The sequence below is a fragment of the Pseudomonas sp. LM13 genome, assembly GCF_041381355.1.
GTDB lineage: Bacteria > Pseudomonadota > Gammaproteobacteria > Pseudomonadales > Pseudomonadaceae > Stutzerimonas > Stutzerimonas frequens.
In genome coordinates this window covers 43,551-65,880 of the sequence record NZ_JACBXH010000010.1, presented here as the reverse complement: position 1 = coordinate 65,880, position 22,330 = coordinate 43,551, and the positions used below count along the sequence as shown (strand labels likewise).

The 22,330-nt window shown below is 63.0% G+C and carries 17 protein-coding genes; 7 read left to right on the top strand and 10 right to left on the bottom strand.

From position 1 onward, the window contains the following. Window positions 1-126: 126 nt before the first annotated feature. Window positions 127-1,998 carry a quinoprotein ethanol dehydrogenase gene (gene exaA / locus HZR81_RS09405; RefSeq protein ID WP_063540637.1) on the bottom strand — a complete coding sequence of 624 codons (1,872 nt, stop codon included), beginning with the start codon at window positions 1,996-1,998 and terminating at the stop codon, window positions 127-129. 309 nt (window positions 1,999-2,307) lie between these two features. On the opposite strand from exaA, the gene pedF reads away from it, so the two are divergent. The 4 genes from pedF to HZR81_RS09385 are packed head-to-tail and all read left to right on the top strand — an operon-like array spanning window position 2,308 to window position 5,454. Further along, window positions 2,308-2,745, top strand: a complete 438-nt coding sequence (gene pedF / locus HZR81_RS09400) for a cytochrome c-550 PedF (RefSeq protein ID WP_046618948.1) — start codon at window positions 2,308-2,310, stop codon at window positions 2,743-2,745. Further along, window positions 2,745-3,659 carry a substrate-binding periplasmic protein gene (locus HZR81_RS09395; protein ID WP_200594442.1) on the top strand — a complete coding sequence of 305 codons (915 nt, stop codon included), beginning with the start codon at window positions 2,745-2,747 and terminating at the stop codon, window positions 3,657-3,659. The genes pedF and HZR81_RS09395 overlap by 1 nt, the downstream gene beginning before the upstream one ends. A 50-nt stretch (window positions 3,660-3,709) precedes the next feature. Further along, window positions 3,710-4,471 carry a quinoprotein dehydrogenase-associated SoxYZ-like carrier gene (locus HZR81_RS09390; protein ID WP_500127945.1) on the top strand — a complete coding sequence of 254 codons (762 nt, stop codon included), beginning with the start codon at window positions 3,710-3,712 and terminating at the stop codon, window positions 4,469-4,471. A gap of 53 nt (window positions 4,472-4,524) precedes the next feature. Next, on the top strand, window positions 4,525-5,454 hold the full coding sequence (locus HZR81_RS09385; RefSeq protein WP_500127944.1) for a quinoprotein relay system zinc metallohydrolase 1: 930 nt from the start codon (window positions 4,525-4,527) through the stop codon (window positions 5,452-5,454). Window positions 5,455-5,506: 52 nt separating this feature from the next. On the opposite strand, the gene HZR81_RS09380 is transcribed toward HZR81_RS09385, so the two are convergent. Then, complete coding sequence (locus HZR81_RS09380; RefSeq protein WP_500127942.1) at window positions 5,507-6,745, bottom strand: substrate-binding protein; 1,239 nt, start codon at window positions 6,743-6,745, stop codon at window positions 5,507-5,509. A gap of 279 nt (window positions 6,746-7,024) precedes the next feature. Between HZR81_RS09380 and HZR81_RS09375 the strand changes: the two genes are divergently transcribed. Beyond that, a complete protein-coding gene (locus HZR81_RS09375; protein ID WP_494320119.1) occupies window positions 7,025-8,800 on the top strand; it encodes a PQQ-dependent dehydrogenase, methanol/ethanol family in 1,776 nt (591 codons plus the stop codon). Between the two features lie 102 nt (window positions 8,801-8,902). Here the strand turns inward: HZR81_RS09375 and HZR81_RS09370 are convergent, their stop codons facing one another. Continuing rightward, complete coding sequence (locus HZR81_RS09370; RefSeq protein ID WP_500127940.1) at window positions 8,903-9,832, bottom strand: helix-turn-helix domain-containing protein; 930 nt, start codon at window positions 9,830-9,832, stop codon at window positions 8,903-8,905. Window positions 9,833-10,024: 192 nt separating this feature from the next. Here HZR81_RS09370 and HZR81_RS09365 point away from each other — a divergent pair, with 192 nt between their 5' ends. Then, a complete protein-coding gene (locus HZR81_RS09365) occupies window positions 10,025-10,789 on the top strand; it encodes an SDR family NAD(P)-dependent oxidoreductase (protein ID WP_500127939.1) in 765 nt (254 codons plus the stop codon). A gap of 68 nt (window positions 10,790-10,857) precedes the next feature. Here HZR81_RS09365 and fabI read toward each other — a convergent pair whose 3' ends face one another. The 6 genes from fabI to HZR81_RS09335 are packed head-to-tail and all read right to left on the bottom strand — an operon-like array spanning window position 10,858 to window position 19,104. Next, window positions 10,858-11,652 carry an enoyl-ACP reductase FabI gene (gene fabI / locus HZR81_RS09360; RefSeq protein ID WP_500127938.1) on the bottom strand — a complete coding sequence of 265 codons (795 nt, stop codon included), beginning with the start codon at window positions 11,650-11,652 and terminating at the stop codon, window positions 10,858-10,860. After that, on the bottom strand, window positions 11,633-13,294 hold the full coding sequence (locus tag HZR81_RS09355; protein WP_102841000.1) for an ABC transporter ATP-binding protein: 1,662 nt from the start codon (window positions 13,292-13,294) through the stop codon (window positions 11,633-11,635). Before HZR81_RS09355 ends, fabI begins: the two co-directional genes overlap by 20 nt. A 1-nt stretch (window position 13,295) precedes the next feature. Further along, complete coding sequence (locus tag HZR81_RS09350) at window positions 13,296-14,315, bottom strand: ABC transporter permease (RefSeq protein WP_063540631.1); 1,020 nt, start codon at window positions 14,313-14,315, stop codon at window positions 13,296-13,298. Beyond that, a complete protein-coding gene (locus HZR81_RS09345) occupies window positions 14,316-15,389 on the bottom strand; it encodes a microcin C ABC transporter permease YejB (protein WP_063540630.1) in 1,074 nt (357 codons plus the stop codon). It abuts the gene before it with no gap. Between the two features lie 2 nt (window positions 15,390-15,391). Further along, window positions 15,392-17,278, bottom strand: a complete 1,887-nt coding sequence (locus tag HZR81_RS09340) for an extracellular solute-binding protein (RefSeq protein ID WP_500127937.1) — start codon at window positions 17,276-17,278, stop codon at window positions 15,392-15,394. Next, complete coding sequence (locus HZR81_RS09335; RefSeq protein ID WP_063540628.1) at window positions 17,275-19,104, bottom strand: extracellular solute-binding protein; 1,830 nt, start codon at window positions 19,102-19,104, stop codon at window positions 17,275-17,277. The genes HZR81_RS09340 and HZR81_RS09335 overlap by 4 nt, the downstream gene beginning before the upstream one ends. A 138-nt stretch (window positions 19,105-19,242) precedes the next feature. Between HZR81_RS09335 and HZR81_RS09330 the strand changes: the two genes are divergently transcribed. Continuing rightward, entirely contained in the window at window positions 19,243-20,694 is a 1,452-nt protein-coding gene (locus HZR81_RS09330) for an HDOD domain-containing protein (RefSeq protein ID WP_500127936.1), read from the top strand. Window positions 20,695-20,705: 11 nt separating this feature from the next. Here the strand turns inward: HZR81_RS09330 and HZR81_RS09325 are convergent, their stop codons facing one another. Beyond that, window positions 20,706-22,268: a LysM peptidoglycan-binding domain-containing protein gene (locus tag HZR81_RS09325; RefSeq protein ID WP_500127935.1), complete on the bottom strand. Its 1,563-nt coding sequence runs from the start codon at window positions 22,266-22,268 to the stop codon at window positions 20,706-20,708. Between the last annotated feature and the right edge of the window lie 62 nt (window positions 22,269-22,330).

The following is a 22,330-nucleotide window of genomic DNA, read 5'->3' as shown; positions in this document are numbered from 1 at the left end:
CGCGCGGCGTCCCTGGGCCTGTCGACGAGAGCGCCAACCCGCAGCCGGCCAGGCCAGGCGCGCCGCGCGAACCGCTGTATTTTCAGAACATGAGGCGTGCCCGCGCGATGGCGGGCACGGCTCGACTCATCGCTTGGCGGTCTTCTTCTCCCAATCCGGCAGTTTGAATACCCAGAACGAACCACCCTGGGCGACCGGCTTGGTCAGTACGGCCATGTCGCCGCCCCACAGCGGCACGGCACCGCCGTAACCGACCGTCACGCCGATGTACTGCTCGCCGTCCTGTTCCCAGGTGATCGGCGGGGAAATCACGCCGCTGCCGGTCTGGAATTTCCACAGCTCGTCACCGGTTTTCGCGTTGAAGGCCTTGAAGTAGCCGTCGCTGGTGCCGGTGAAGACGAGATTGCCCTTGGTCGCCAGCACCCCGGCCCACAGCGGGAGTTTTTCCTTGTGCTCCCAGGCTACCTTGCCGGTGGTCGGGTCCATGGCGCGCAGGATGCCGACGTGATCGTCGTACATGCGCTTGATGCGGAAGCCCTGGCCGAGATAGGCGGAGCCTTTCTTGTAGCTGACTTCCTCGGTCCAGTAGTCCTCCTTCCAGTGGTTGGCCGGTACGTAGAACAGGCCGGTGTCCTGGCTGTAGGCCATTGGGTTCCAGTTCTTGCCACCGAGGAAGGGTGGGGAGACTTCGACCGACTTGCCGTGCTTCTCGCCCGGCTCCGGTTTGGGTGGGCGCTGGCCCTCGTTCTCCACCGGCCGACCGGTTTTCAGGTCGATATGGCTGGCCCAGGTGATGCCGTCGACGAAGGGGAAGGCGTTCTGCAGCTTGCCGTCCTTGCGGTCGACGACATAGAAGAAGCCGTTGCGGTCGGCGTGGGCCGTGGCCTTGACGGTCTTGCCGTTCTTGTCCTTGTAGTCGAACAGCACCAGCTCGTTGTTGCCGGAGAAGTCCCAGGCATCGTTCGGGGTGTGCTGGTAGAACCACTTCACCTCGCCGGTGCTCGGATCGACGCCGACCTGCCCGGAGGTGTAGAGGCTGTCGTAGTCCTTCGGATCGCCGCCATCGCTGGTGCGCTCCCAGCCGTTCCACGGGGCGGGGTTGCCCGCGCCGACGATGATGGTGTTGGTCTCCGGGTCGAAGCTCGCACTCTGCCATGGCGCGCCGCCGCCCTGACTCCAGGCTTCCTTCTTGCCGGTCGGGTGGTTGGGATCGTCCGGCCAGGACGGCGCCTTGATGTCGCCGGTCGGCGTGCTGTCCTTGCCGTTGAGGCGGCCCATGTGGCCCTCGACGAAGGGGCGCATCCAGACTTCTTCGCCGGTATCCGGGTCGCGGGCGAACAGCTTGCCGACGACGCCGAATTCGTCACCCGAGCTGCCGTGCACCAGCAGCACCTTGCCGGTCTTGGCATCTTTGACCAGTGTCGGTGCGCCGGTCATGGTGTAGCCGGCGCCGTGATCGCCGAACTTCTTGTTCCAGACGACCTTGCCGGTGTCCTTGTTCAGGGCCACGACACGGGCGTCGAGGGTGCCGAAGTAGATCTTGTCGCCATAGATGGCCGCGCCGCGGTTGACCACGTCGCAGCACGGGCGGATGTCATCGGGCAGGCGATGGGAGTAGCTCCACAGGCGCTTGCCGGTCTTGGCATCGAGGGCGAAGACGCGCGAGTAGGAGCCGGTCACGTAGATCACGCCGTCATGGACGATGGCCTGGGATTCCTGGCCGCGCTGCTTCTCGTCGCCGAAGGAGAACGACCAAGCCGGGGTCAGCTTGAATACGTTGCTCTCGTTGACCTGCGCCAGGGGGCTCCAGCGCTGTGCATTGGTGCCCATGCCGTACTGCAGGACGTTTTCGGTGGACAGATGATCCTTGGCGATGTCTTCCCAGCTGACCGGCTTGGCCTGGGCGGCAGCGGCCAGCGCCAGGCTGCCAGCCAGCGTCAGGCATTGCACAGCGAGGGCGAGCGGACGGGGTGTGCCGGGGTGCGATCTTGTTGTCATGGTTGCGATTCCCTTGGTCGATTCGAACGAGGCCGCCGCATCCGGCTGGCCTGGCGATTCGATTATTGGGAGCGCGCCACGGGTGCGGACACGGAAAACGTCCCGCGAATGCCGGGAATACTTCCCAAGCCCCACTGATTTGGCCTTGCTACCAGTGGAGTGCCGAAGGTGGTAGTAAAACCTAGTACCAAGGGAGGAGATGCAGGCACCCAAAGCAGGATTCTGCCAATCCGTCCTCGCCGCCAACATGACCACCATGCGCTCCGATGGGGCTGCCTTGCACAGGTTCTCGAATAGAGGGTGGTAGTCATGAATAACAAGATCTTTTTGCGCTCACTGCTGGCAGCGGGTGTTCTCGGTATGTCCGGCCTGGTTCTGGCGCATGGCGACGTGACGCCGCAAGCGGTCAACACCAAGGGCCTGCCGGATCTCGGTGAAGAATGGCTGGACGAGAACCCCTATCGTGCGCCCAGCGAGCACCACGACCTGGCCGTGGAAATCGGTTCTTCCGCCTACAACCAGAACTGCGCACGTTGCCACGGTCTGGAAGCCATTTCTGGCGGTATCGCGCCCGATCTGCGTGAGCTTGAAGCCAGCTACGACGGCGACGAGTGGTACAAGGAGCGCGTGATCAATGGTGCGGTCCGTGACGGTGCCGTGTACATGCCGCGTATGGCCGACACCCTCAGCCAGGAAGCGCTGTGGGCGATTCGCACCTATATTGAAAGCGAAGCGGCCAAGCAGTGATGAACGCCGTCCGGCTGGTTCTGTCGCTGTGGCTGGCTCTATGCTGCGCACTGGCGCAGGCGGACGTGGTCAAGGTACGCGCCTTCGATGACATCATCGAATCCGGCGTGCTCAAGGTGGCGATGTACGAGAACTTCCCGCCGTACAGCTACCAGCAGGATGGCCAGCCACGCGGTGTCGATGTGGAACTGGCGCGCAAGCTCGCCGAAGGGCTGGGCCTGAAGCTGGAAGTGCTGTGGGTGACGCCGGACGAAACCCTCGACGACGACCTGCGCAACTTCATCTGGAAGGGCCACTACCTGCGGCCTGGCGTGCTGGCTGACGTGATGCTGCGTGTGCCGTACGACCGCGAGTTCGCCTACAAGCGCAACGAGCTGGGTGAAATGATCAACGAGCTGGTGGTGATGTTCGCACCCTATCAGCGCGAGCGCTGGCAGACCGCGTATGACGATCGCCGGATCGACGAGGTGCCGAGCGTGGCGGTCTTTCAATACCACCCGATTGGCGTCGAAGTGGACAGCGTGCCCTCGTTCTACCTGTCTTCGGTATTCGAGGGCCGGCTGGCGAAGCACACCCATCATTACCCGAGCATCCGCGAGGCATTCGCTGCGCTTCAGGACGGCGAGGTGGACGCGGCCATGGCCATGCGCGCGGAGATCGAGTGGCTGCTCGACCAGGCCGACGACGAGCACCTGAAGCTCGCCGAGAACGCTTACCCGAACATGGGCAAGCAGGTATGGGATCTCGGCATGGCGGTGCATGAATCCAACCGCCAACTGGCCTATGCGCTGGAAGGGGTGTTGGAGCCGCTGATTCTTGAAGGCGAGCTGGAAAAACTCTACGCCAGCTACGGCTTGAGCTACGAGTTGCCCGGGTTGTACCAGGATGTGGAGAGCGACGTGGCCGGGCGCTGACCGGCTGCGCCATGCCGATCCCGCTGCGGATCGCCGTTCGAGGAGTCGACATGAGCGTCCGAATCTTGCTGCTGATGATGGTCCTTCACGCCTCGGGCGCCCTGGCGGCCGAGGCCGATCCACTGCAGTCGGTGATGTGGGAATACCACCACAAGGGCTTGCTCAACAGCGAGCCCTACGTGTTCGACGAGCGCGTAAAGGTCCAGGTGCCGCCATTCGCCGAGGACTCGCGACAGGTGCCGGTGCACATCGATGCCAGAGCCCTCGGTGACGAGGTGGTGCGTATCGAGGCCTGGGCCGACCTCAATCCCATCCCACGGATTTTCACCTTCACGCCCGGCGAGCAGGTCGTGCCGCTGGTCGCCATCCGCATACGCGTGGAACAGGCGACACCGATCCGCGCGGCGGTGCTGACCCGTGATGGTGTCTGGCACATCGGCTCGGCCAAGGTCGATGCTGCTGGTGGCGGCTGTACGGCGCCTAGCGTGGTGCGTGCCCAGCCAGGCTGGGAAGACCGCCTCGGTGAAGTCATCGGTGGGCGCTTCGCCCGCGGCGATTTCAGTCGTTTGCGCCTGCAGGTCTCCCACCCGATGGATAACGGTCTGGTCGGCGGCATTCCCGAATTCTTTCTCAACCAGGCCGAGTTGCGCGATGCCGACGGTCAGGTCCTGGCGGAGCTGGAACTGTATCCGGCGGTCGCCGAAAACCCGAGTCTGAGCTTGGAAGTGAAGAACCTGGAAGTGAAGGGCGCGCAGGACACTCGCCTGTGGCTGCGTGACAACAATGGCAACGAGTTCGAAGCCGCGCTCTGAGCTGACCAGCCCGCGTTTTCTCCGAAAGCCAGCAACCAAGCCAAGGAGGCGTCATGCGCCTGTTGCTCCTGATGTTCGCGTTCTGTCTGACCCTGCCCTCACACGCCGAGCTGCGTTACACCCTGCAGCCGCGGCAGATCGCCGATGACGTGTGGCTGCTGGAAGGCTCGACGGACAACTTCGACAAGGCCAACGGCGGCAATATCGTCAACACCGGCTTCATCGTCACCGAGAGCGGTGTGGTGGTGATCGACAGCGGCCCGTCGCGGCGTTACGGCGAGGCGATGCGCGCGGCCATCGCGAGCGTGACCGATCGCCCGGTCATTAAGCTGTTGCTGACGCATCATCATCCTGATCACGTCCTCGGCAACCAGGCATTTACCGATGTGCCCATCGCCGCGCTCGCCGGCACGACCGAGCTGTTGCGCGAGCAGGGCAACGCCATGGCCGAGAACATGTACCGCCTGGTTGGTGACTGGATGCGCGGTACCGAGGTGGTGTTGCCGACCGAGACTCTGGCGCCCGGCACGCTGGAGATCGGCGGACGTGCCCTGCGTCTGCTCGCTCTGCGCGGTCACACCGGTGCCGATCTGGCCATTCTCGACGAACGCAGCGGCGTGCTCTTCGCCGGCGACATCCTGTTCTACCAGCGCGCGCTGACCACGCCGAATAGTCCAGGCCTGGATGTCTGGCTGGAAGATCTGGATACGCTAGAGGCATTGCCCTGGAAGCGCCTGGTCGCTGGCCACGGCCCGGTGGCCGATGATGCCGCGCCGTTCCTGCAGATGCGCGACTACCTCGGCTGGCTGGACGGCTTGCTGCGAGAAGCCTCCAATGGCGGGGCGGACATGAACGAGGTGATCCAGAGCCCGATCCCCGAGCGCTTCGCCGGCATCAGCCTGACCCGCTATGAGCTGATCCGCAGCGTTAGCCATCTGTATCCGCGTTACGAAGCGATGGCGCTGCAGCGCGTCGACGAGTGAAGGCGCGCCCGCGGCGCGCCGGTTGATGTTCCACTCCAGTCGAAGCCTTCAATCACTGCAGCTGTAGCTGATCGCCACGTTCCTGCTGCCAGTCGTCCAGGCTGGGTGCGGCTTCCTCGCCATCCATGCGGTGGATGATGGTGAAATAGTCCTGCTTGAAGCGATCCTGCATGATCTCGCTGCGATTGCGAACCTTTACCGCATAAATGCTCTGGACGTTCTGGTGGTCGAAGTCGCGCCAGTACTGCTCGTCCTTCAACAGGCTATAGCGATGGTTCTCCAGCTCGGCGATGACGGCTTCGCTATCCAGTCGGCCGGCCCGCGCCACGGCATCGGCCCACTGCCGGACGATGCCGTAGGCTGACGCTGCGGTGCTGCCGGGGTAGGCCTGATGCAACGCGATGTAGCGCTCGACGAACGCCTGGCCGGTTTCGCTTTTCTCTCGCTGCGGTACCCGCCAGGTCCAGGCTTCGGTGCCGATCACGTTTTCCATCACCAGCGGTCCGGCCTGCTCGACGATGCTCTGGGTGAGGTTGGGCGCGATGATCTGCATGCGCTTGCCCAGTTCCAGGGTGTGCGCCAGGCGCATGGTCTGCACCAGATCCTGACCGAGCAGGACGATCACCAGCACATCCGCGTCGCTGGCGGCAGCCTTCTGCAGTGCGCTCAGGTAGTCGTCGCGACGGGCACCTCGCGCAGCGATCTTCGAGTAGCCATGGCGTGCGCGGTCGCGGCTCTTGGTCGCTTCACGCAGGGCCTGCTCCATGCTGTGGCCCCAGGCATCGTCGAGGCTGATGTAGTGGTAGCGGCGATTGGGCATGTGCCAGCTCAGGTATTCGCCGAGTACCCGGGCGCTCATCCAGGCACTGTTGGACTCGCGGAACAGGTGGCGATGGCCGTCCCGCCCGGTGATCTCGTTGGCGTAGCCGAGGGTGGGGAAGTACAGCAGTCCAAGTTCGCGGGCGCGCTGGCCGGCGCTCAGCGCCTCTTCGCTGTTAGCGCCGCCGAAGATCATCGCTGCGCCCTGTTTGGCGAAACGGTCGACGTTGGCACGCGCCTTTTCCGCGCGGGCCGCCGAATTCAGGCTGACCAGCTCCAGACGCCGGCCCAGCAAGCCGCCATCCTGGTTGATCTGGTCGACGGCGAGCAGGGCGCCACGGCGCAGTTCCAGACCTTCTGACTTGTAGTTGCCGGTGCTCGGGTAGTTGAGACCCAGCCGGATCGGTTCGGACGCGTGGGCGCTTTGTAGTGTGAAGACGAGGAAGGCGATGATCAGGGTTGGGCGAAGCATGGCTCTTATCCTTCTGAGCGAGGGGGCGTCCGTTGTAGGTCGCGGAGCGGGCTCAGCGGAATAGTCTTTTCCGGCCATATGGGTGCGACTTTCGGTGCCGCCCGGCATTGACGGCGGGCCGAATCACGCGTCTTTCGTGGCCTGCGGAGGCGTATTGCTACCAAGGGAGGAGGAAAATCGGTACTGCGGGCAATTGTTGGCGAGGCGGTGCAAACCAAGAATCACCCACAGACCGGGAAAATTTCCCGGCATAACAATGAACCCGCAGAGGTAGCCGCAATGAAGCACACCGGTCTTCGCAAGCCCTTCGCCGTGACGGCGCTATGCGCCGCGGTGGCGATGTCCAGCCTGCACGCCTGGGCCGTAACCGACCAGGAAATCCTCAACGACGCCAAATCCACCGATCAGATCGTCACCAACGGTCTGGGTTTGCAGGGCCAGCGCTATAGCACGCTGGACACGTTGAACACCAATAACATCAATCAGTTGCGACCGGTTTGGGGCTTCTCTCTCGGCGGTGAAAAGCAGCGCGGTCAGGAAGCGCAGCCGCTGATCAAGGACGGCGTGATGTACATCACCGGTTCCTACTCGCGCGTATACGCACTGGATGCCCGGACCGGCAAGGAACTTTGGCAGTACGATGCCCGCCTGCCCGACGGCATCATGCCGTGCTGTGACGTGATCAACCGCGGTGTGGCGCTGTATGGCGATCTGGTGATCTTCGGCACCCTGGATGCCAAGCTGGTCGCCCTGAACAAGGACACCGGCAAGGTGGTCTGGAAGAAGACTGTCGCCGACTACAAGGCCGGTTACTCGCTGACCGCCGCACCGCTGGTAGTCAACGGCAAGCTGATCACCGGCGTTTCCGGTGGTGAATTCGGCGTGGTCGGCAAGATCGAAGCCTACGACGCGAAGAACGGTGAACTGCTGTGGACCCGTCCGACCGTGGAAGGCCACATGGGTTACGTCTGGAAGGACGGCAAGAAGGTCGAGGCCGGCATCTCCGGTGGCGAAGCGGGCAAGACCTGGCCGGGCGACCTGTGGAAGACCGGCGGTGCAGCTCCGTGGCTGGGTGGCTACTACGATCCGGATACCGACTCGCTGCTGTTCGGCACCGGCAACCCGGCGCCGTGGAACTCGCACCTGCGCCCTGGCGACAACCTGTATTCGTCCTCGCGTCTTGCTCTGGACCCGAACGACGGCTCGATCAAATGGCACTTCCAGTCCACCCCGCATGACGGTTGGGACTTCGACGGCGTCAACGAGCTGATCTCCTTCGACTACAAGGAAGGCGGCAAGACCATCAAGGCTGCCGGCACTGCCGACCGCAACGGCTTCTTCTATGTGCTCGACCGCACCAACGGCAAGTTCATCCGTGGCTTCCCGTTCGTTGACAAGATCACCTGGGCCAAGGGTCTGGACAAGAACGGCCGTCCGCTCTACGACGAAACCCACCGTCCGGGCAATCCTGGCGACGCGGACAAGGGCAAGTCGGTGTTCGTCGCACCGTCCTTCCTGGGTGGCAAGAACTGGATGCCCATGGCTTACAGCCAGGACACCGGCCTGTTCTACGTGCCGTCCAACGAGTGGGGCATGGACATCTGGAACGAAGGCGTAGCCTACAAGAAGGGCGCGGCCTACCTGGGTGCCGGCTTCACCATCAAGCCGCTGAACGAGGACTTCATCGGTGTGCTGCGCGCCATCGATCCGAAGACCGGAAAGGAAGTGTGGCGCTACAACAACTACGCTCCGCTGTGGGGCGGCGTGCTGGCCACCAAGGGTAACCTGGTGTTCACCGGCAACCCCGAGGGCTACCTGATGGCCTTCGACGCCAAGACCGGCAAGAAGGTCTACGAGTTCAACACCGGCTCGGGCGTAATCGGTTCTCCGGTCACCTGGGAAATGGATGGCGAGCAGTACGTCTCCGTTCTCTCCGGTTGGGGTGGTGCGGTACCGCTGTGGGGCGGCGAGGTCGCCAAACGCGTGAAGGACTTCAACCAGGGCGGTATGGTCTGGACCTTCAAGCTGCCGAAGGATCTGGTCGCCAAGCGCTGATCAGCCTGCGTTACGCAAACCCGGCGGTCGTCGGGTTTGCCAGAACAGAACCCCGGTCGCCATGGCCGGGGTTTTGTCGTTCTGGCGTTAGGCAAAGGCAGTTCATGCCTGGCGATAGGCGCTGGGCGTGACGCCCACCTCGCGGCGGAACACCTGGGAGAAGTGGCTCGGGCTCGAATAGCCCACTTCCAGCCCGATATCGATGACGCTGCGCTGCGTTTCGATCAGCAGCCGACGCGCCCGCGCCATGCGCAGGCCGATGAAATACTGCGACGGCGAAAGCCCGGTCGCGCGCTTGAACATCCGGCTGAAGTGGTACTCGCTCAGCTCGGCGGTCCGGGCCAGCTGCGCAAGGCTGAAATCGTCGGCCAGCTGCGCATCCATCGCCTCGATGACCCGGCGCAGCTTGTAAGCCGGCAAGGCGTTGCAGCGGCGGACGACGTCTTGCCGATCCCGATAGTGACGCACCAGATGCACGGCAAGTGCCTGGGCCAGGCCGCGAACGTATAGCAGGCTGGGCTGGCGCTGGTCGATCAGCTCGTGACTGAGCTTCTCCATCAACCAGCGAACCGTGTCGTCCTGAGCGCCGGAGACATCCCGCAAGGCAACCGCTGTGCTCTGCGGCCCGAGCAGTTCCCGAGCGGCCTGGTCGATGAGCGGCAGGCCGAGATACAGGTGCATCACCTCGAAGCACTCACCTTCCAGCGTCTGCCAGCGCATCTCGTAGGGCTCATGGGTATCGGTCAGGAAGAAATCGCCGGCCCTGACGGTGGCCGCGCTCCATTGCCCAGCCAGTGCACGTTCCTCGACCCGTGCAGCACCGGCCAGTACCAGCACCAGCAGCGGCTCCAACACTGCTGGTACCTGTATCGGCTCGGCGATCGTGCGATGGCTGAACAGCTGCACCACCACGTCCTGCATCGGCGGCTGCTGTGTGGTCGCGTGCGCTTCACCAGGCAGGTAATGGCTCATCGACTGCGGGCTGGCCTGCCCCGCATGGGGCCGTGGCGGGGCTTGTGATGACCGCGGCATGACGTGCTCCTGGGAAGAATTTGAAAGCGTTCAGCGCCGAAAGGTTAGCGCACGACCCTGCGCGCCGGCAGATCACTGCTGCGCGCAAAACCGCGACAGCCAGCGCAAGCGGGCGAAAGCCCGGCCTGCTGCGATAGGCGACAGTTTGTCCATCGCGCCTCGTGGCGCAGCCCCTAAAGAGAGGAGAGCACCATGACTGATTCGAATCACACCGTCGTTCAGGAAGTTGCAGGCAAGGTCGCGCTGGTCACCGGCGCCGCAAGCGGCATCGGCAGGGCGATCGCCTTGTTGCTGCACGATCGGGGCGCCAAGGTCATCGCCGAAGACATCAACCCGGCTGTCGAGGAGCTCGCTCGTCCGGGACTTGTGCCGCTGCTGGCGGACATTACCAAGGATGGCGCAGCCGAACGTGCGGTCGGCCTGGCCATCGAGCATTTCGGCCGGCTGGATATCCTGGTCAACAACGCCGGCATCATCATCAACAAACTGGTGGTCGAAATGACCCGCGAGGACTGGGAGCGGATTCAGGCGGTCAACGCTACGGCGGCCTTCCTGCATTGCCGCGAAGCGGTCAAGGCGATGATGCCCAATCGCTCGGGGGCGATCGTCAACATTGCGTCCTATGCGTCCTACTTTGCCTTTCCGACCATTGCCGCCTATACGGCATCCAAAGGCGCGCTGGCGCAGCTGACCCGCACGCTGGCGCTGGAGGCGATCGAGCATGGCGTCCGGGTCAACGCCATCGGTGTTGGCGATGTGGTGACCAACATCCTCAACGACGTGGTCGAGGACGGCCCGGGCTTTCTTGCCCAGCATGGCGAAGCCGCACCCATCGGGCGCGCGGCGCAACCGGAGGAGATCGCCGAGATCGTCGCCTTTCTCGCCTCGGAGCGGGCCAGCTTCTTGGTGGGTTCGGTGGTCATGGCCGATGGCGGCATGACGGTGACGGCCGGCTGAGCCCGCTGCGCAGAAACACGAACCCCGCCAACAGGCGGGGTTCGGCGCTTACGTAGACGGACGCGGGATCAGTCTTCCAGCGAGCCCATCGCGGTGGTGTTGAAGCCGCCGTCGACGTAGAGGATTTCACCGCTGATGCCGGAAGCCAGGTCCGAGCAGAGGAAGGCACCGGCGTTGCCGACTTCGTCGATGGTGACGTTGCGGCGCAGCGGGGTCTGCTTCTCGTTGGCGGCGAGCATCTTGCGGAAGCTGGCGATGCCGGAGGCGGCGAGGGTACGGATCGGACCGGCGGAGATGCAGTTGACGCGGGTGCCTTCCGGGCCGAGGCTGCCGGCCAGGTAGCGAACACCGGCTTCCAGACTGGCCTTGGCCATGCCCATGACGTTGTAGTTCGGCATGGTGCGCTCGGCGCCCAGGTAGGAGAGGGTGAGCAGGCTGCCGTTGCGGCCCTTCATCATCTCGCGGCCGGCCTTGGCCAGGGCGACGAAGCTATAGGCGCTGATGTCGTGAGCGATCTTGAAGCCTTCACGGGTGGTGACTTCGGTGAAGTCGCCGTTCAGCTGGTCACCGGGAGCGAAGCCGACCGAGTGCACGATGCAATCCAGGCCGTCCCACCTCTTGCCCAGCTCCTCGAACACGTGGGCAATGTCTTCGTCATTGGCGACGTCGCAGGGGAAGCACAGCTCCGGGCCCGAGCCCCAGCCGGCGGCGAATTCTTCGACGCGGCCCTTGAGCTTATCGTTCTGGTAGGTGAAAGCCAGTTCTGCACCTTCGCGATGCATGGCGGAAGCGATGCCCGAGGCAATCGACAGTTTGCTGGCAACGCCGACGATCAGTACGCGCTTACCGGTGAGAAAACCCATGTGCTTGTCCCTCTTCTGGTTGTTCGGCAGCGCCGGGCGCCATGAAGGCGGATTCCAGCAGCTGCTGTGTATACGGATGTTGCGGCGCCGCGAATATCTCGGCAGCCGTACCCTGTTCCACCACCTGGCCTTGCTTGACCACCATCATCTGGTGGCTGAGTGCCCTGACCACCGCCAGGTCATGGCTGATGAACAGGTAGGTCAGGTTGTACTTGGCCTGCAACGAGCGCAGAAGCTCCACCACCTGGCGCTGAACCGTGCGATCGAGAGCCGAGGTCGGCTCGTCGAGCAGTATCAGCGCCGGTTTCAACACCAGAGCCCGGGCAATGGCAATGCGTTGCCGTTGCCCGCCGGAAAACTCGTGGGGATAGCGATGCCGGGTTTCCGGATCGAGACCAACCTCCACGAGCGCGTCAATGATTGCCTGTTCCTGCTCCTGCGCATTACCCATGTGGTGAATGCGCAGCCCTTCGCCGATGATCTGCCCGACCGACATCCGCGGGCTCAGGCTCCCATACGGGTCCTGGAAGACCACCTGCATCTGCCGGCGCAACGGCCGCACGGCGCCCTGTGACATGCCCTGCAGCTGCTGACCCTGGAAGCGGATCTCGCCGCGACTGGCCAACAGACGAAGGATAGCCAAGCCCAGGGTCGACTTGCCTGAGCCGCTCTCGCCGACGATCCCCAGCGTCTGCCCCTTGGGCAGGCTGAAGTTCACACCATCGACCGCCTTGACGTGATCGACGGTGCGCCGCAGCAGGCCCTTCTTGATCGGGAACCATACGCGCAGGTCCTCGACCTCCAGCAGCGGTGCCGCCTGCTCGACCGCCACCGGGCCACCGCTGGGCTCGGCCGCGAGCAGTTCCTGGGTGTACGGATGCTTGGGCGAACGGAACAGTTCTTCACACAACGCCTGTTCGACGACACGACCGCGCTGCATGACACATACACGATGGGCGACCCGCCGAACCAGGTTGAGATCGTGGCTGATCAGCAGCAGCGCCATGCCCAGCCGCGCCTGCAGTTCCTTGAGCAATTCAAGGATTTTCAGCTGCACGGTGACGTCCAGCGCCGTGGTCGGCTCGTCGGCAATCAGCAGTTCCGGCTCGTTGGCCAGCGCCATGGCGATCATCACGCGCTGGCGCTGGCCGCCGGACAGTTCGTGCGGATAGGCGCGGATGCGCTTGCGCGGTTCCGGAATGCCCACCAGCTCGAGCAATTCCAGCGTGCGGGCGGTGGCGGCCTTGCCACGCAGGCCCTTGTGGATCTCCAGCACCTCGTTGATCTGCTTGCCCACGGTATGCAGCGGGTTGAGCGAAGTCATGGGTTCCTGGAAGACCATGGCGATACGGTTGCCACGGATCTTGCGCATGGCCTTCTCGTCGGCCTTGATCAGGTCCTGTCCGTGGAAATGAATCTGCCCCTGCGGGTGGCGGGCCAGCGGGTAGGGCAGCAGGCGCAGGATGGAATGGGCGGTGACCGACTTGCCCGAGCCGCTTTCGCCCACCAGGGCCAGGGTTTCGCCCTTGCGGATGTCGAAGGAAACGCCTTCTACGACGCGCTGGACCTGATCACCGGTGACGAACTCGACGGCCAGATCGCGGACCTCGACCAGGCTCTCGCCAATCGAAACTTCGGACATCTTATTTCCTTGGGTCGAAGGCATCGCGCGCCGCCTCCCCGATAAACACCAGCAGGGTCAGCATGATCGCCAGCACCAGAAAGGCGCTGATGCCGAGCCAGGGCGCCTGCAGGTTGGCCTTGCCCTGGGCGACCAGCTCGCCCAGCGACGGCGAGCCTGCCGGCAGACCGAAACCGAGGAAGTCCAGTGCGGTGAGGGTTCCGATGGCGCCGGTGAGAATGAATGGCATGAAGGTCATGGTGGAGACCATGGCGTTGGGCAGGATGTGGCGGAACATGATCGCGCCGTTCTGCATGCCCAGTGCACGGGCCGCGCGTACATACTCGAGGTTGCGCCCACGGAGGAATTCGGCACGCACCACATCCACCAGGCTCATCCAGGAGAACAGCAGCATGATGCCCAGCAGCCACCAGAAGTTGGGCTGCACGAAGCTGGCGAGAATGATCAGCAGGTAGAGCACCGGCAGGCCCGACCAGATCTCCAGCAGGCGCTGCCCGACCAGATCGACCCAGCCGCCATAGAAGCCTTGCAGCGCCCCGGCGATGACGCCGATCACCGAGCTGATCAGGGTCAGGGTGAGGGCGAACAGCACCGAGATGCGGAAACCGTAGATCACCCGGGCGAGCACATCGCGGCCCTGATCATCGGTGCCCAGCCAATTCTCCAACGAAGGCGGCGCGGGCGCCGGTACCTGCAGTTCGTAGTTGATGCTCGAATAGTTGAAAGGGATGACCGGCCAGATCATCCAGCCATCCTTCTCGGCGATCAGTTCCTGGATGTACGGGCTTTTGTAGTTCGCCTGCAGCGGGAATTCGCCGCCGAAGGCCGTCTCCGGATAACGCTTGAACACCGGGAAGAACCATTCGCCGTCGTAGCGCACCACGATCGGCTTGTCGTTGGCGATGATCTCCGCGCCCAGGCTGAGCACGAACAGCGCAAGGAAGATCCACAGTGACCACCAGCCACGCTTGTGCGCCTTGAACAGGGCCAGCCGGCGCTGATTGAGGGGGGACAACTGCATTCAGGCCTCCCTGCTTTCGAAATCGATGCGCGGGTCGACCAGGGTGTAAGTCAGGTCGCCGATCAGCTTCACCACCAGGCCGAGCAGGGTGAAGAGGAAGAGGGTACCGAACACCACCGGATAGTCGCGGTTGATCGCCGCCTCGAAGCTGAGCAGGCCGAGTCCGTCGAGGGAGAAGATCACCTCGATCAGCAGCGAGCCGGTGAAGAACATACCAATGAAGGCGGCCGGAAAGCCGGCGATGATGATCAGCATGGCATTGCGGAACACGTGGCCGTAGAGCACGCGATTCTTGCTCAGACCCTTCGCTCGTGCCGTGATCACGTACTGCTTGTTGATCTCATCGAGGAAGCTGTTCTTGGTCAGCAGCGTCAGGGTGGCGAAGTTGCCGATCACCAGAGCGGTGACGGGCAGGGCCAGGTGCCAGAAGTAGTCGATGATCTTGCCGCCCAGGGTCAGGTCGTCGAAGTTGCCCGAGGTCAGGCCGCGCAGGGGGAACCAGTTCCAGTAGCTGCCGCCAGCGAACAGCACGATAAGCAGGATGGCGAAGAGAAACGCCGGGATGGCGTAGCCGACGATGATCGCCGAGCTGGTCCAGACGTCGAACTTGCTGCCGTGGCGCGTGGCCTTGGCGATCCCCAGCGGAATCGAAGCCAGGTACATGATCAGTGTGCTCCACAGCCCCAGCGAGATGGAGACGGGCATCTTCTCGATGATCAGGTCGGTGACCTTGGCGTCGCGGAAGAAGCTCTCGCCGAAGTCCAGCCGCAGGTAGTTGCTGAGCATGATCCAGAAGCGCTCGGCCGGCGGTTTGTCGAAGCCGTAGAGTCGTTCGATCTCGGCGATCAGCTCGGGGTCCAGGCCCTGCGCGCCGCGATAGCTGGTGCCACCCACCGCAACCTCCGAACCGCCACCGGCGATACGGCTGGTGGCGCCCTCGAAGCCCTCCAGCTTGGCGATCGCCTGTTCCACCGGGCCACCGGGCGCGGCCTGGATGATGATGAAGTTGATCAGCAGGATGCCGAACAACGTGGGGATGATCAGCAGCAATCGGCGAACAATGTAAGCCAGCATGCTTAGCGCTCCGCCTCGCCGTTATCGGCTGGCGTGCTCGCACCAGCTTCCGCGGCTTTCTTCGCTTCCACCGGATCGGCGACCGGAGCCTTCGCATCCGGCTTGCGCCACCAGGTCATCAGACCGATGTCCTGTTTGGGCGTTACCTGCGGATGCGCCAGGTGGTTCCAGTAGGCGACGCGCCAGGTCTTGATGTGCCAGTTCGGCACCACGTAGTGACCCCAGAGCAGCACGCGATCCAGCGCACGAGTATGGGCGACCAGTTCCTTGCGCGAGTCGGCGCCGATCAGCCCCTCGACCAGCATGTCGATGGCCGGTTCCTTCAAGCCGATGAAGTTGCGGCTGCCGGGATTGTCCGCACTCGCCGAATGCCAGAATTCACGCTGTTCGTTGCCGGGCGAGTTGGACTGACCGAAGCCACTGACGATCATGTCGTAGTCGCGCGAGCGCAGCCGGTTGATGTACTGCGAGACGTCGACTCGGCGGATCTCCAGCTCGATGCCCAGGTCGGCCAGGTTGCGCTTGTAGGGAAGTAACACGCGCTCGAACTCGGCCTGCACCAGCAGGAACTCCAGTTTCACCGGCTTGCCCTGGGCGTCCAGCATCCTGTCGTTCTCGACCTTCCAGCCCGCTTCCGTCAGCAGCCGATAGGCCTGGCGCTGCTGTTCGCGAATCACGCCGTTGCCCTGGGTTTGCGGCAGTTCGAAGGCCTTGTCGAATACCTCGTCCGGAACCTTGCCGCGAAGGGGCTCGAGAATCTTCAGTTCGTCTTCGCTCGGCAATCCGGAGGAGGCCAGCTCGGAATTGTCGAAATAGCTGCGGGTGCGGGTGTAGGCGCCGTTGAACAGCTGGCGATTGGTCCATTCGTAGTCGAACAGCAACCCAAGCGCCTCACGCACGCGACGGTCCTGCAGCAGCGGGCGGCGGATATTGAAGATGAAACCCTGCATGCCGGTTGGGTTGTAGTTGCGGATCTCCTCCTTGACGATGCGTCCATCCCGGACTGCATCGATGTCGTAGGCGGTGGCCCAGTTCTTCGCGCTGGTTTCGAACCAGTAGTCGAAATGCCCGGCCTTGAAGGCCTGCAGTGCTACGGTGTTGTCCCGGTAGTAATCGAAGTTGATGTGATCGAAGTTGTAGAAACCGCGATTCACGGGTAGATCCTTGCCCCAATAGTCCTCGACGCGTTCATAGCGGATCGAGCGGCCGGCCTGGACTTTCTCGACGCGGTACGGACCGCTACCCAGAGGCGGCTCGAGGCTGCCAGAGGTGAAGTCTTTGCCTTCCCACCAGTGCTTCGGAAGGACTGGCAGCTGCCCGAGAATCATCGGCAGCTCGCGATTGCCGGCATGCTTGAAATCGAAGCGCACACGTCTCTCACTTTCCGCCGTCACTTTTTCCACATCGGCGTAATAGGCACGGTATTGCGGAGCACCCTGGCTCATCAGCGTCTCGAAGGTGAAGACGACGTCTTCTGCCTTGACTGGCTCGCCATCATGAAAGCGGGCCTGCGGGCGAAGGTGGAAGCGCACCCAGTCGTTGTTCGGGCCTTTCTCGATCTTTTCCGCCAGCAGACCGTATACGGTGAACGGCTCGTCCAGGCTGTTGGTGGTCAGGGTGTCGTAGATCAGGCCGATGTCGTCGGCCGCGACGCCCTTGTTGATGAAGGGGTTGAGTGAGTCGAAGCTGCCGAAACCGGCCTGACGCAGCGTGCCGCCCTTGGGCGCCTCGGGATTGACGTACTCGAAATGCTGAAAGTCGGCCGGGTACTTGGGCTTCTCGCCATATAGCGTCAGGGCATGGCGGGGAGCGGCCTCGGACAGGGCGGCCATGCAGAGCAGACTCAGCAGGCCGGCGCGAAACAGCGAATGGCTCACGCGATTGTTCATTTGCTCTTCTCCAGGCTCTTCAGCCACCAGGCGCGCAAACCCAGCGTATAGGGCGGCGTGGTGACATGGGCGAACCGATTGCGGTACGCCAGGCGGTGGTTACTGATGAACCAGTTCGGAATGGTGTAGTGGTTCCACAGCAGTACGCGGTCGATTGCGCGGGCGGCCGACACCTGTTCGTCGCGGGTCTGTGCGGCGAGCAGCTTGCCGATCAGGTCATCGATGATCGGGTTGGCGATTCCCGCATAGTTGCGGCCGCCTTTGACGCCGACCTGGCTGGAATGGAAATAAAGGTACTGCTCGATGCCCGGACTGAGGCTCTGGGCCAGCGTCATCAGGATCATGTCGTAGTCGTAATGGTCGAGTCGTTGCTTGTACTGCGCACTGTCCACGGTGCGCAGGTTGGCCTGAACGCCAATACGCGCCAGGTTCTCGACGTAGGGCTGGAGGATCCGTTCCAGCCGTGGATTGACCAGCAGTATCTCGAAGCTCAGCGGTTGCCCGGCACTGTTCAGCAGTCCGGCATCGGATAGCTTCCAGCCTGCTTCGGCAAGCAGCCCCAGGGCGCGACGCAGGGTTTCCCTCGGGATGCCACGACCATCGGTTTCTGGTAGCTCGAATGGTTCGGTGAACAGCTCACCAGGGAGCTGCTTGCGGTAGGGCGAAAGCAGCAGCCATTCTCCGCCTTCGGGCTTGCCGGTGGCACTGAAGTCGCTGTTGGGGTAGTAGCTTTCGCTGCGGCGGTATGCGCCGTAGAACAGCGCACGGTTGGTCCATTCGAAATCGAACATCAGACCGAGCGCCTCGCGAACGCGGCTATCGGCAAAAGTCGAACGCCGGCCGTTCATGAAAAGTGCCTGGGTCTGAGTCGGGATCTGATGTGGGATCTCTGCGCGAATGATGTCGCCACGCATCACGGCCGGGAACTGGTAACCGTTGGCCCAGTTTTTCGCCTGATGCTCGATGAAGAAGTCGAACTCGCCGACCTTGAACGCTTCGAACGCCACCACGTTGTCGCGGTAGAACTCGACATCGATGCGATTGAAGTTGTACTTGCCCCGATTGACCGGGAGCTTGGCGCCCCACCAGTTGCGCACGCGCTCGAACACCACCTGCCGCCCGGGTTGCACCTGGGTGATGCGGTAGGGGCCGCTGCCCAGCGGGGGATCGAAGGTGGTGGCCTTGAAGTCGCGATTCTTCCAGTAATGCTGCGGCAGGACCGGCAGTTCACCGAGACGCATGATCAGCAATGGATTGTCTGGCTGCTCGAAGACGAAGCGGATGCGGTGCCGGTTGAGAATGTCGACGCGCTTCACCCCTTGCAGGTTGGTGCGGTAGCGCGGATGCCCGTCCTTGAGCAGCAGCCGGTAGGAGAATGCCACGTCATAGGCGGTGATCGGCTTGCCATCATGGAAGCGAGCTTCCTTGCGCAAGTTGAAAACGACCCAGCTATTGTTGTCGCTGTACTCCACCGATTCGGCGATCAGCCCGTAGCTGGACGCCGGTTCGTCGCCCGAAGGGTCGTAGACGCCGGTACCGACCATCAGCGGTTCGTTCAGCTCGCTGAAGCCGTACTGCAGGAATCCGGGGGTCGCACTTGGGCTGGTGCCCTTGAATGTATAGGGGTTCAGCGTATCGAACGTACCCGACGCCATCAGCTTGATCCTGCCGCCCTTGGGCGCGCGCGGATTCACCCAGTCGAAGTGGGTGAAATTGGCTGGGTACTTAAGAGTGCCGAACTGCGCATAACCATGGCTTTCGCTGATGGTGGCGAGGGCGGGAAAGCTCAAGGCCAGGCAGGTCAATAACAGTAGCAGGGGTCGCATCAGACGGGGGATCCGATCCTTGGCGCTTAAGGGCTTCTCGGGCCGGTACAGTAACAGCTTGTATGCGCTGGAAAAAGGCCGGCCACCTCGGGCAAACTGCCACTCATTTCCCGTACTGGCATTGTGGAGTGTGACCTCTTGGATGTACGTGCCCAGGGTCTGCAGGCGTGGATCGATCGCCTGAACCAATCCGAACTGCCGGCGCTGGCATCGGTGGTCAAGGATATCCAGCGTCTGGCCGAGCTCCAGCACGCTTCGGTCCAGCAGCTTGCCGACGTTCTGCTGCGCGATGCGTCGCTGACTTCCAAGGTGCTCCGGGTCGGCAATAGCAGCTACTACAACCCCTCTCAGGAAACCATCAAGACCATCTCGCGGGCGATCGTGATGATCGGCTTCGACAATGTCCGACTGATCAGCCTGTCGGTGACGCTGATCGACAGCCTGCTGGAGAAGGCTCCGCGGGAGCAACTGCTCGAGCTGCTGGCCCGCTCCTTTCATGCGGCCGTGCAGGCGCGCAATATCGCCGGCTATGTCCTTTCGCGGCATGAGGAAGAGGTGTTCATCGCGGCGTTGCTCTATCACGTCGGTGAGCTGGCGTTCTGGGGCTGCGGCGGCGAGCAGGCCGACGAGCTCGCCGTGCAACTGAAACAGCCGGGCATCAAGCCTGAGGAAGTGGTACAGGTCATTCTCGGCACCAGCTTCCGTCAGCTCACGCTGGGGCTGGTGAAAAGCTGGAATCTGGGCGAGCTGACCAGCCTGGCTCACAGTCAGGCCGTAAGCAATGACCCGGCTGCGCGTGCGGTGGCGTTGGGGGTGAGGATCAGCGAAGCCGCACTGGACGGCTGGGAATGCGAAAAGATGCAGGCCCTGACCAGCGCGGTGGCGGAGTTCACAGGCGTGACTGAGGCCGATGCATTGCAGCAGATCCTCGCCAGCGCCGACGAAGCGGTCACGGTTGCGACCACCTTTGGCGCCAGTCGGTTGGGCCGGCTGATTCCCAGCACCGATCCGGAGCAGATCAGGCTGCAGCAGGCAGAGCGCCAGGCTGCCTTGCTGCAGCCCGATCTGCTGTTGATGCAACAGTCGCTGCAGGATCTTGGGCTGATGGCGTCGGGCGGCGGCGATGCCAGCCTGATTCTGGAGACGCTGCTCAAGGGGCTGCATCGAGGCGTTGGATTGGAGCGGGTAATGGTGGCGGTCCTGGCCGACCAGCAGACGCGTTTCAAGGTGCGTTGTGCCGTTGGAGAGGGGGCCGAAGCCTGGCTTCAGAATTTTGCGCTGCCGGTCGACCAACCCGAGCAGCCGCATATATTCAGCTATGCGTTGCGACATCGGCAGTCGCTGTGGATGGGGGTGCCGGCAAGCTACAACCTGGCGGACCTGGTGACGCAGCCGCTGCGGCAATGGCTCGGCAACGGCATGTTCTTCATCGCGCCGCTGATGGCGGGAGCGCGGGAGATCGGTGTGCTGTACGGCGATTGTCGCTTGTCCGGGCGTGCGCTCAAGCATGAGCAGTTCATCGCCTTTCAGCGTTTCACCCAGCTGACCGGCCGTTGTCTGGAAGCCCTGAGCAAGCGTTCAGCGGGTTGACGGTCGGGCGCTCACCTTGGGAGGTAGAGGGTGAGCAGCTGGCCCGGACGGAGCACTTCGGTGCTTTTCGGGTTCCAGGTCTTGAGATTGGTCAGCTGCACATTGAAACGCTTGGCAATCTGATACAGCGAATCCCCCTTACGAACCTTGTAGTAAGTCGGGGCGTCAGCATTGTTCTTGCTCTTGGCGGCAGGTGCAGGCCCCTGCAGGAAGAGCGCCTGGCCTACTTTCAGCTGGCTGCCGGACAGATTGTTCCAGCGCTGCAGGTCGCGTACCGATACGCGCTGCGCCTTGGCGATATCCCAGAGGTTGTCACCCGATCTGACCCGGTAGCTGCGGGGTGTGGTGTCTGGCTGACGCGCTACCGCGTGCAGTAATTCTCGCGATGCACCGGCGTCGCTGGTGGCGGGAATGCTCAGCACCTGGCCGATACGCAGGGAGTCGCTGTTCAGGCGGTTGATGTCGCGGATGACATTGACGGTCAGGTGGTGCCGGTTGGCGATCGCCCCCAGGGTATCGCCTGGGCGGACAGTGTACTGCTTCCAGTCCACCAGTTCCTGCGGTTTCATCAACGCCAGGTTGGCTGCCAGCATCTCGGCCTTCTCCAGCGGCACCAGCAGTTGCTGCGGGCCGTCCAGCGTGATGCGGCGGGTGAAGGCGGGGTTCAGTTGGTACAGCTCGTCCTCGTCAAGGTCGGCCAGCTTGGCTACCCGCGCCAGGTCCATGCGCTGCTTGAGGGCGATGACCTCGAAGTAAGGTTCATTGGCGATCGGGTTGAGGTTGATGCCATAGGCCTCAGGCGCTTCGATCAGTTGCGACAACGCCAGCAGCTTCGGTACATAGTCGCGAGTTTCGCGTGGCAGGGGCAGGTTCCAATAGTCGGTTGGCAAGCCCAGTTTCTGATTGCGTTCGATGGCGCGGCTGACCGTACCCTCGCCAGCGTTGTATGCGGCCAGGGCGAGCAGCCAGTCACCGTTGAACAGACCATGCAAATAGCTCAGGTAGCGCAACGCGGCATTCGTCGAGGCGGTAATGTCCCTGCGGCCGTCGTACCAGCTGGTCTGGCGCAAATTGAAATGACGACCGGTGGAAGGAATGAACTGCCAGAGCCCGACCGCATGGGCTGGAGAGTAGGCGAACGGATCGTACGAGCTTTCGATGATTGGCAGCAGTGCCAGCTCCAGAGGCATGTCGCGCTCTTCCAGGCGCTCGACGATGTAGTGGATATAGGGGCTGCCGCGTTCGCTGGCGATTTCGATGGAGCGGGGGCGGCTGGCGAAGAGCAGGCGCTGCTGCTCGATGCGCGGGTTGCTGTCCAGATGCTCCTGCAGTTTGTAGCCTTCGCGGATGCGCGCCCAGAGGTCCTCGTGTTCGACGATGGTGCTGGTATCGCTCAGCCAGATGGGCTCCTGTACCGTCGGTCCGCTCGCACGCCTCGACTGATCGAACGCATCATCATCGCGTGCGGAGTTGCTTTGACAGCCGGCTAGGGCTATGCAGACGGCGAGGGCCAACGCACGACCAGAGGCTGCCAAGGCGTCCGTTTCGTGGCGTTTCTTGGGAGCTGGCGGCATTGGCTGGAATCTTCCCCGGAAACAAAATTCGGGGGATTCTAGGAATGCGTCCTGATGGGGTC

Excerpts from the sequence above, each read along its gene's own strand:
- exaA (WP_063540637.1), bottom strand. The coding sequence starts at position 1,998 with ATGACAACAAGATCGCACCCCGGCACACCCCGTCCGCTCGCCCTCGCT.
- fabI (WP_500127938.1), bottom strand. The coding sequence starts at position 11,652 with ATGGGTTTTCTCACCGGTAAGCGCGTACTGATCGTCGGCGTTGCCAGC.
- HZR81_RS09350 (WP_063540631.1), bottom strand. The coding sequence starts at position 14,315 with ATGCAGTTGTCCCCCCTCAATCAGCGCCGGCTGGCCCTGTTCAAGGCG.
- HZR81_RS09345 (WP_063540630.1), bottom strand. The coding sequence starts at position 15,389 with ATGCTGGCTTACATTGTTCGCCGATTGCTGCTGATCATCCCCACGTTG.
- HZR81_RS09370 (WP_500127940.1), bottom strand. The coding sequence starts at position 9,832 with ATGCCGCGGTCATCACAAGCCCCGCCACGGCCCCATGCGGGGCAGGCC.
- HZR81_RS09325 (WP_500127935.1), bottom strand. The coding sequence starts at position 22,268 with ATGCCGCCAGCTCCCAAGAAACGCCACGAAACGGACGCCTTGGCAGCC.
- HZR81_RS09365 (WP_500127939.1), top strand. The coding sequence starts at position 10,025 with ATGACTGATTCGAATCACACCGTCGTTCAGGAAGTTGCAGGCAAGGTC.
- HZR81_RS09395 (WP_200594442.1), top strand. The coding sequence starts at position 2,745 with ATGAACGCCGTCCGGCTGGTTCTGTCGCTGTGGCTGGCTCTATGCTGC.
- pedF (WP_046618948.1), top strand. The coding sequence starts at position 2,308 with ATGAATAACAAGATCTTTTTGCGCTCACTGCTGGCAGCGGGTGTTCTC.
- HZR81_RS09355 (WP_102841000.1), bottom strand. The coding sequence starts at position 13,294 with ATGTCCGAAGTTTCGATTGGCGAGAGCCTGGTCGAGGTCCGCGATCTG.
- HZR81_RS09390 (WP_500127945.1), top strand. The coding sequence starts at position 3,710 with ATGAGCGTCCGAATCTTGCTGCTGATGATGGTCCTTCACGCCTCGGGC.
- HZR81_RS09385 (WP_500127944.1), top strand. The coding sequence starts at position 4,525 with ATGCGCCTGTTGCTCCTGATGTTCGCGTTCTGTCTGACCCTGCCCTCA.
- HZR81_RS09335 (WP_063540628.1), bottom strand. The coding sequence starts at position 19,104 with ATGCGACCCCTGCTACTGTTATTGACCTGCCTGGCCTTGAGCTTTCCC.
- HZR81_RS09380 (WP_500127942.1), bottom strand. The coding sequence starts at position 6,745 with ATGCTTCGCCCAACCCTGATCATCGCCTTCCTCGTCTTCACACTACAA.
- HZR81_RS09375 (WP_494320119.1), top strand. The coding sequence starts at position 7,025 with ATGAAGCACACCGGTCTTCGCAAGCCCTTCGCCGTGACGGCGCTATGC.
- HZR81_RS09340 (WP_500127937.1), bottom strand. The coding sequence starts at position 17,278 with ATGAACAATCGCGTGAGCCATTCGCTGTTTCGCGCCGGCCTGCTGAGT.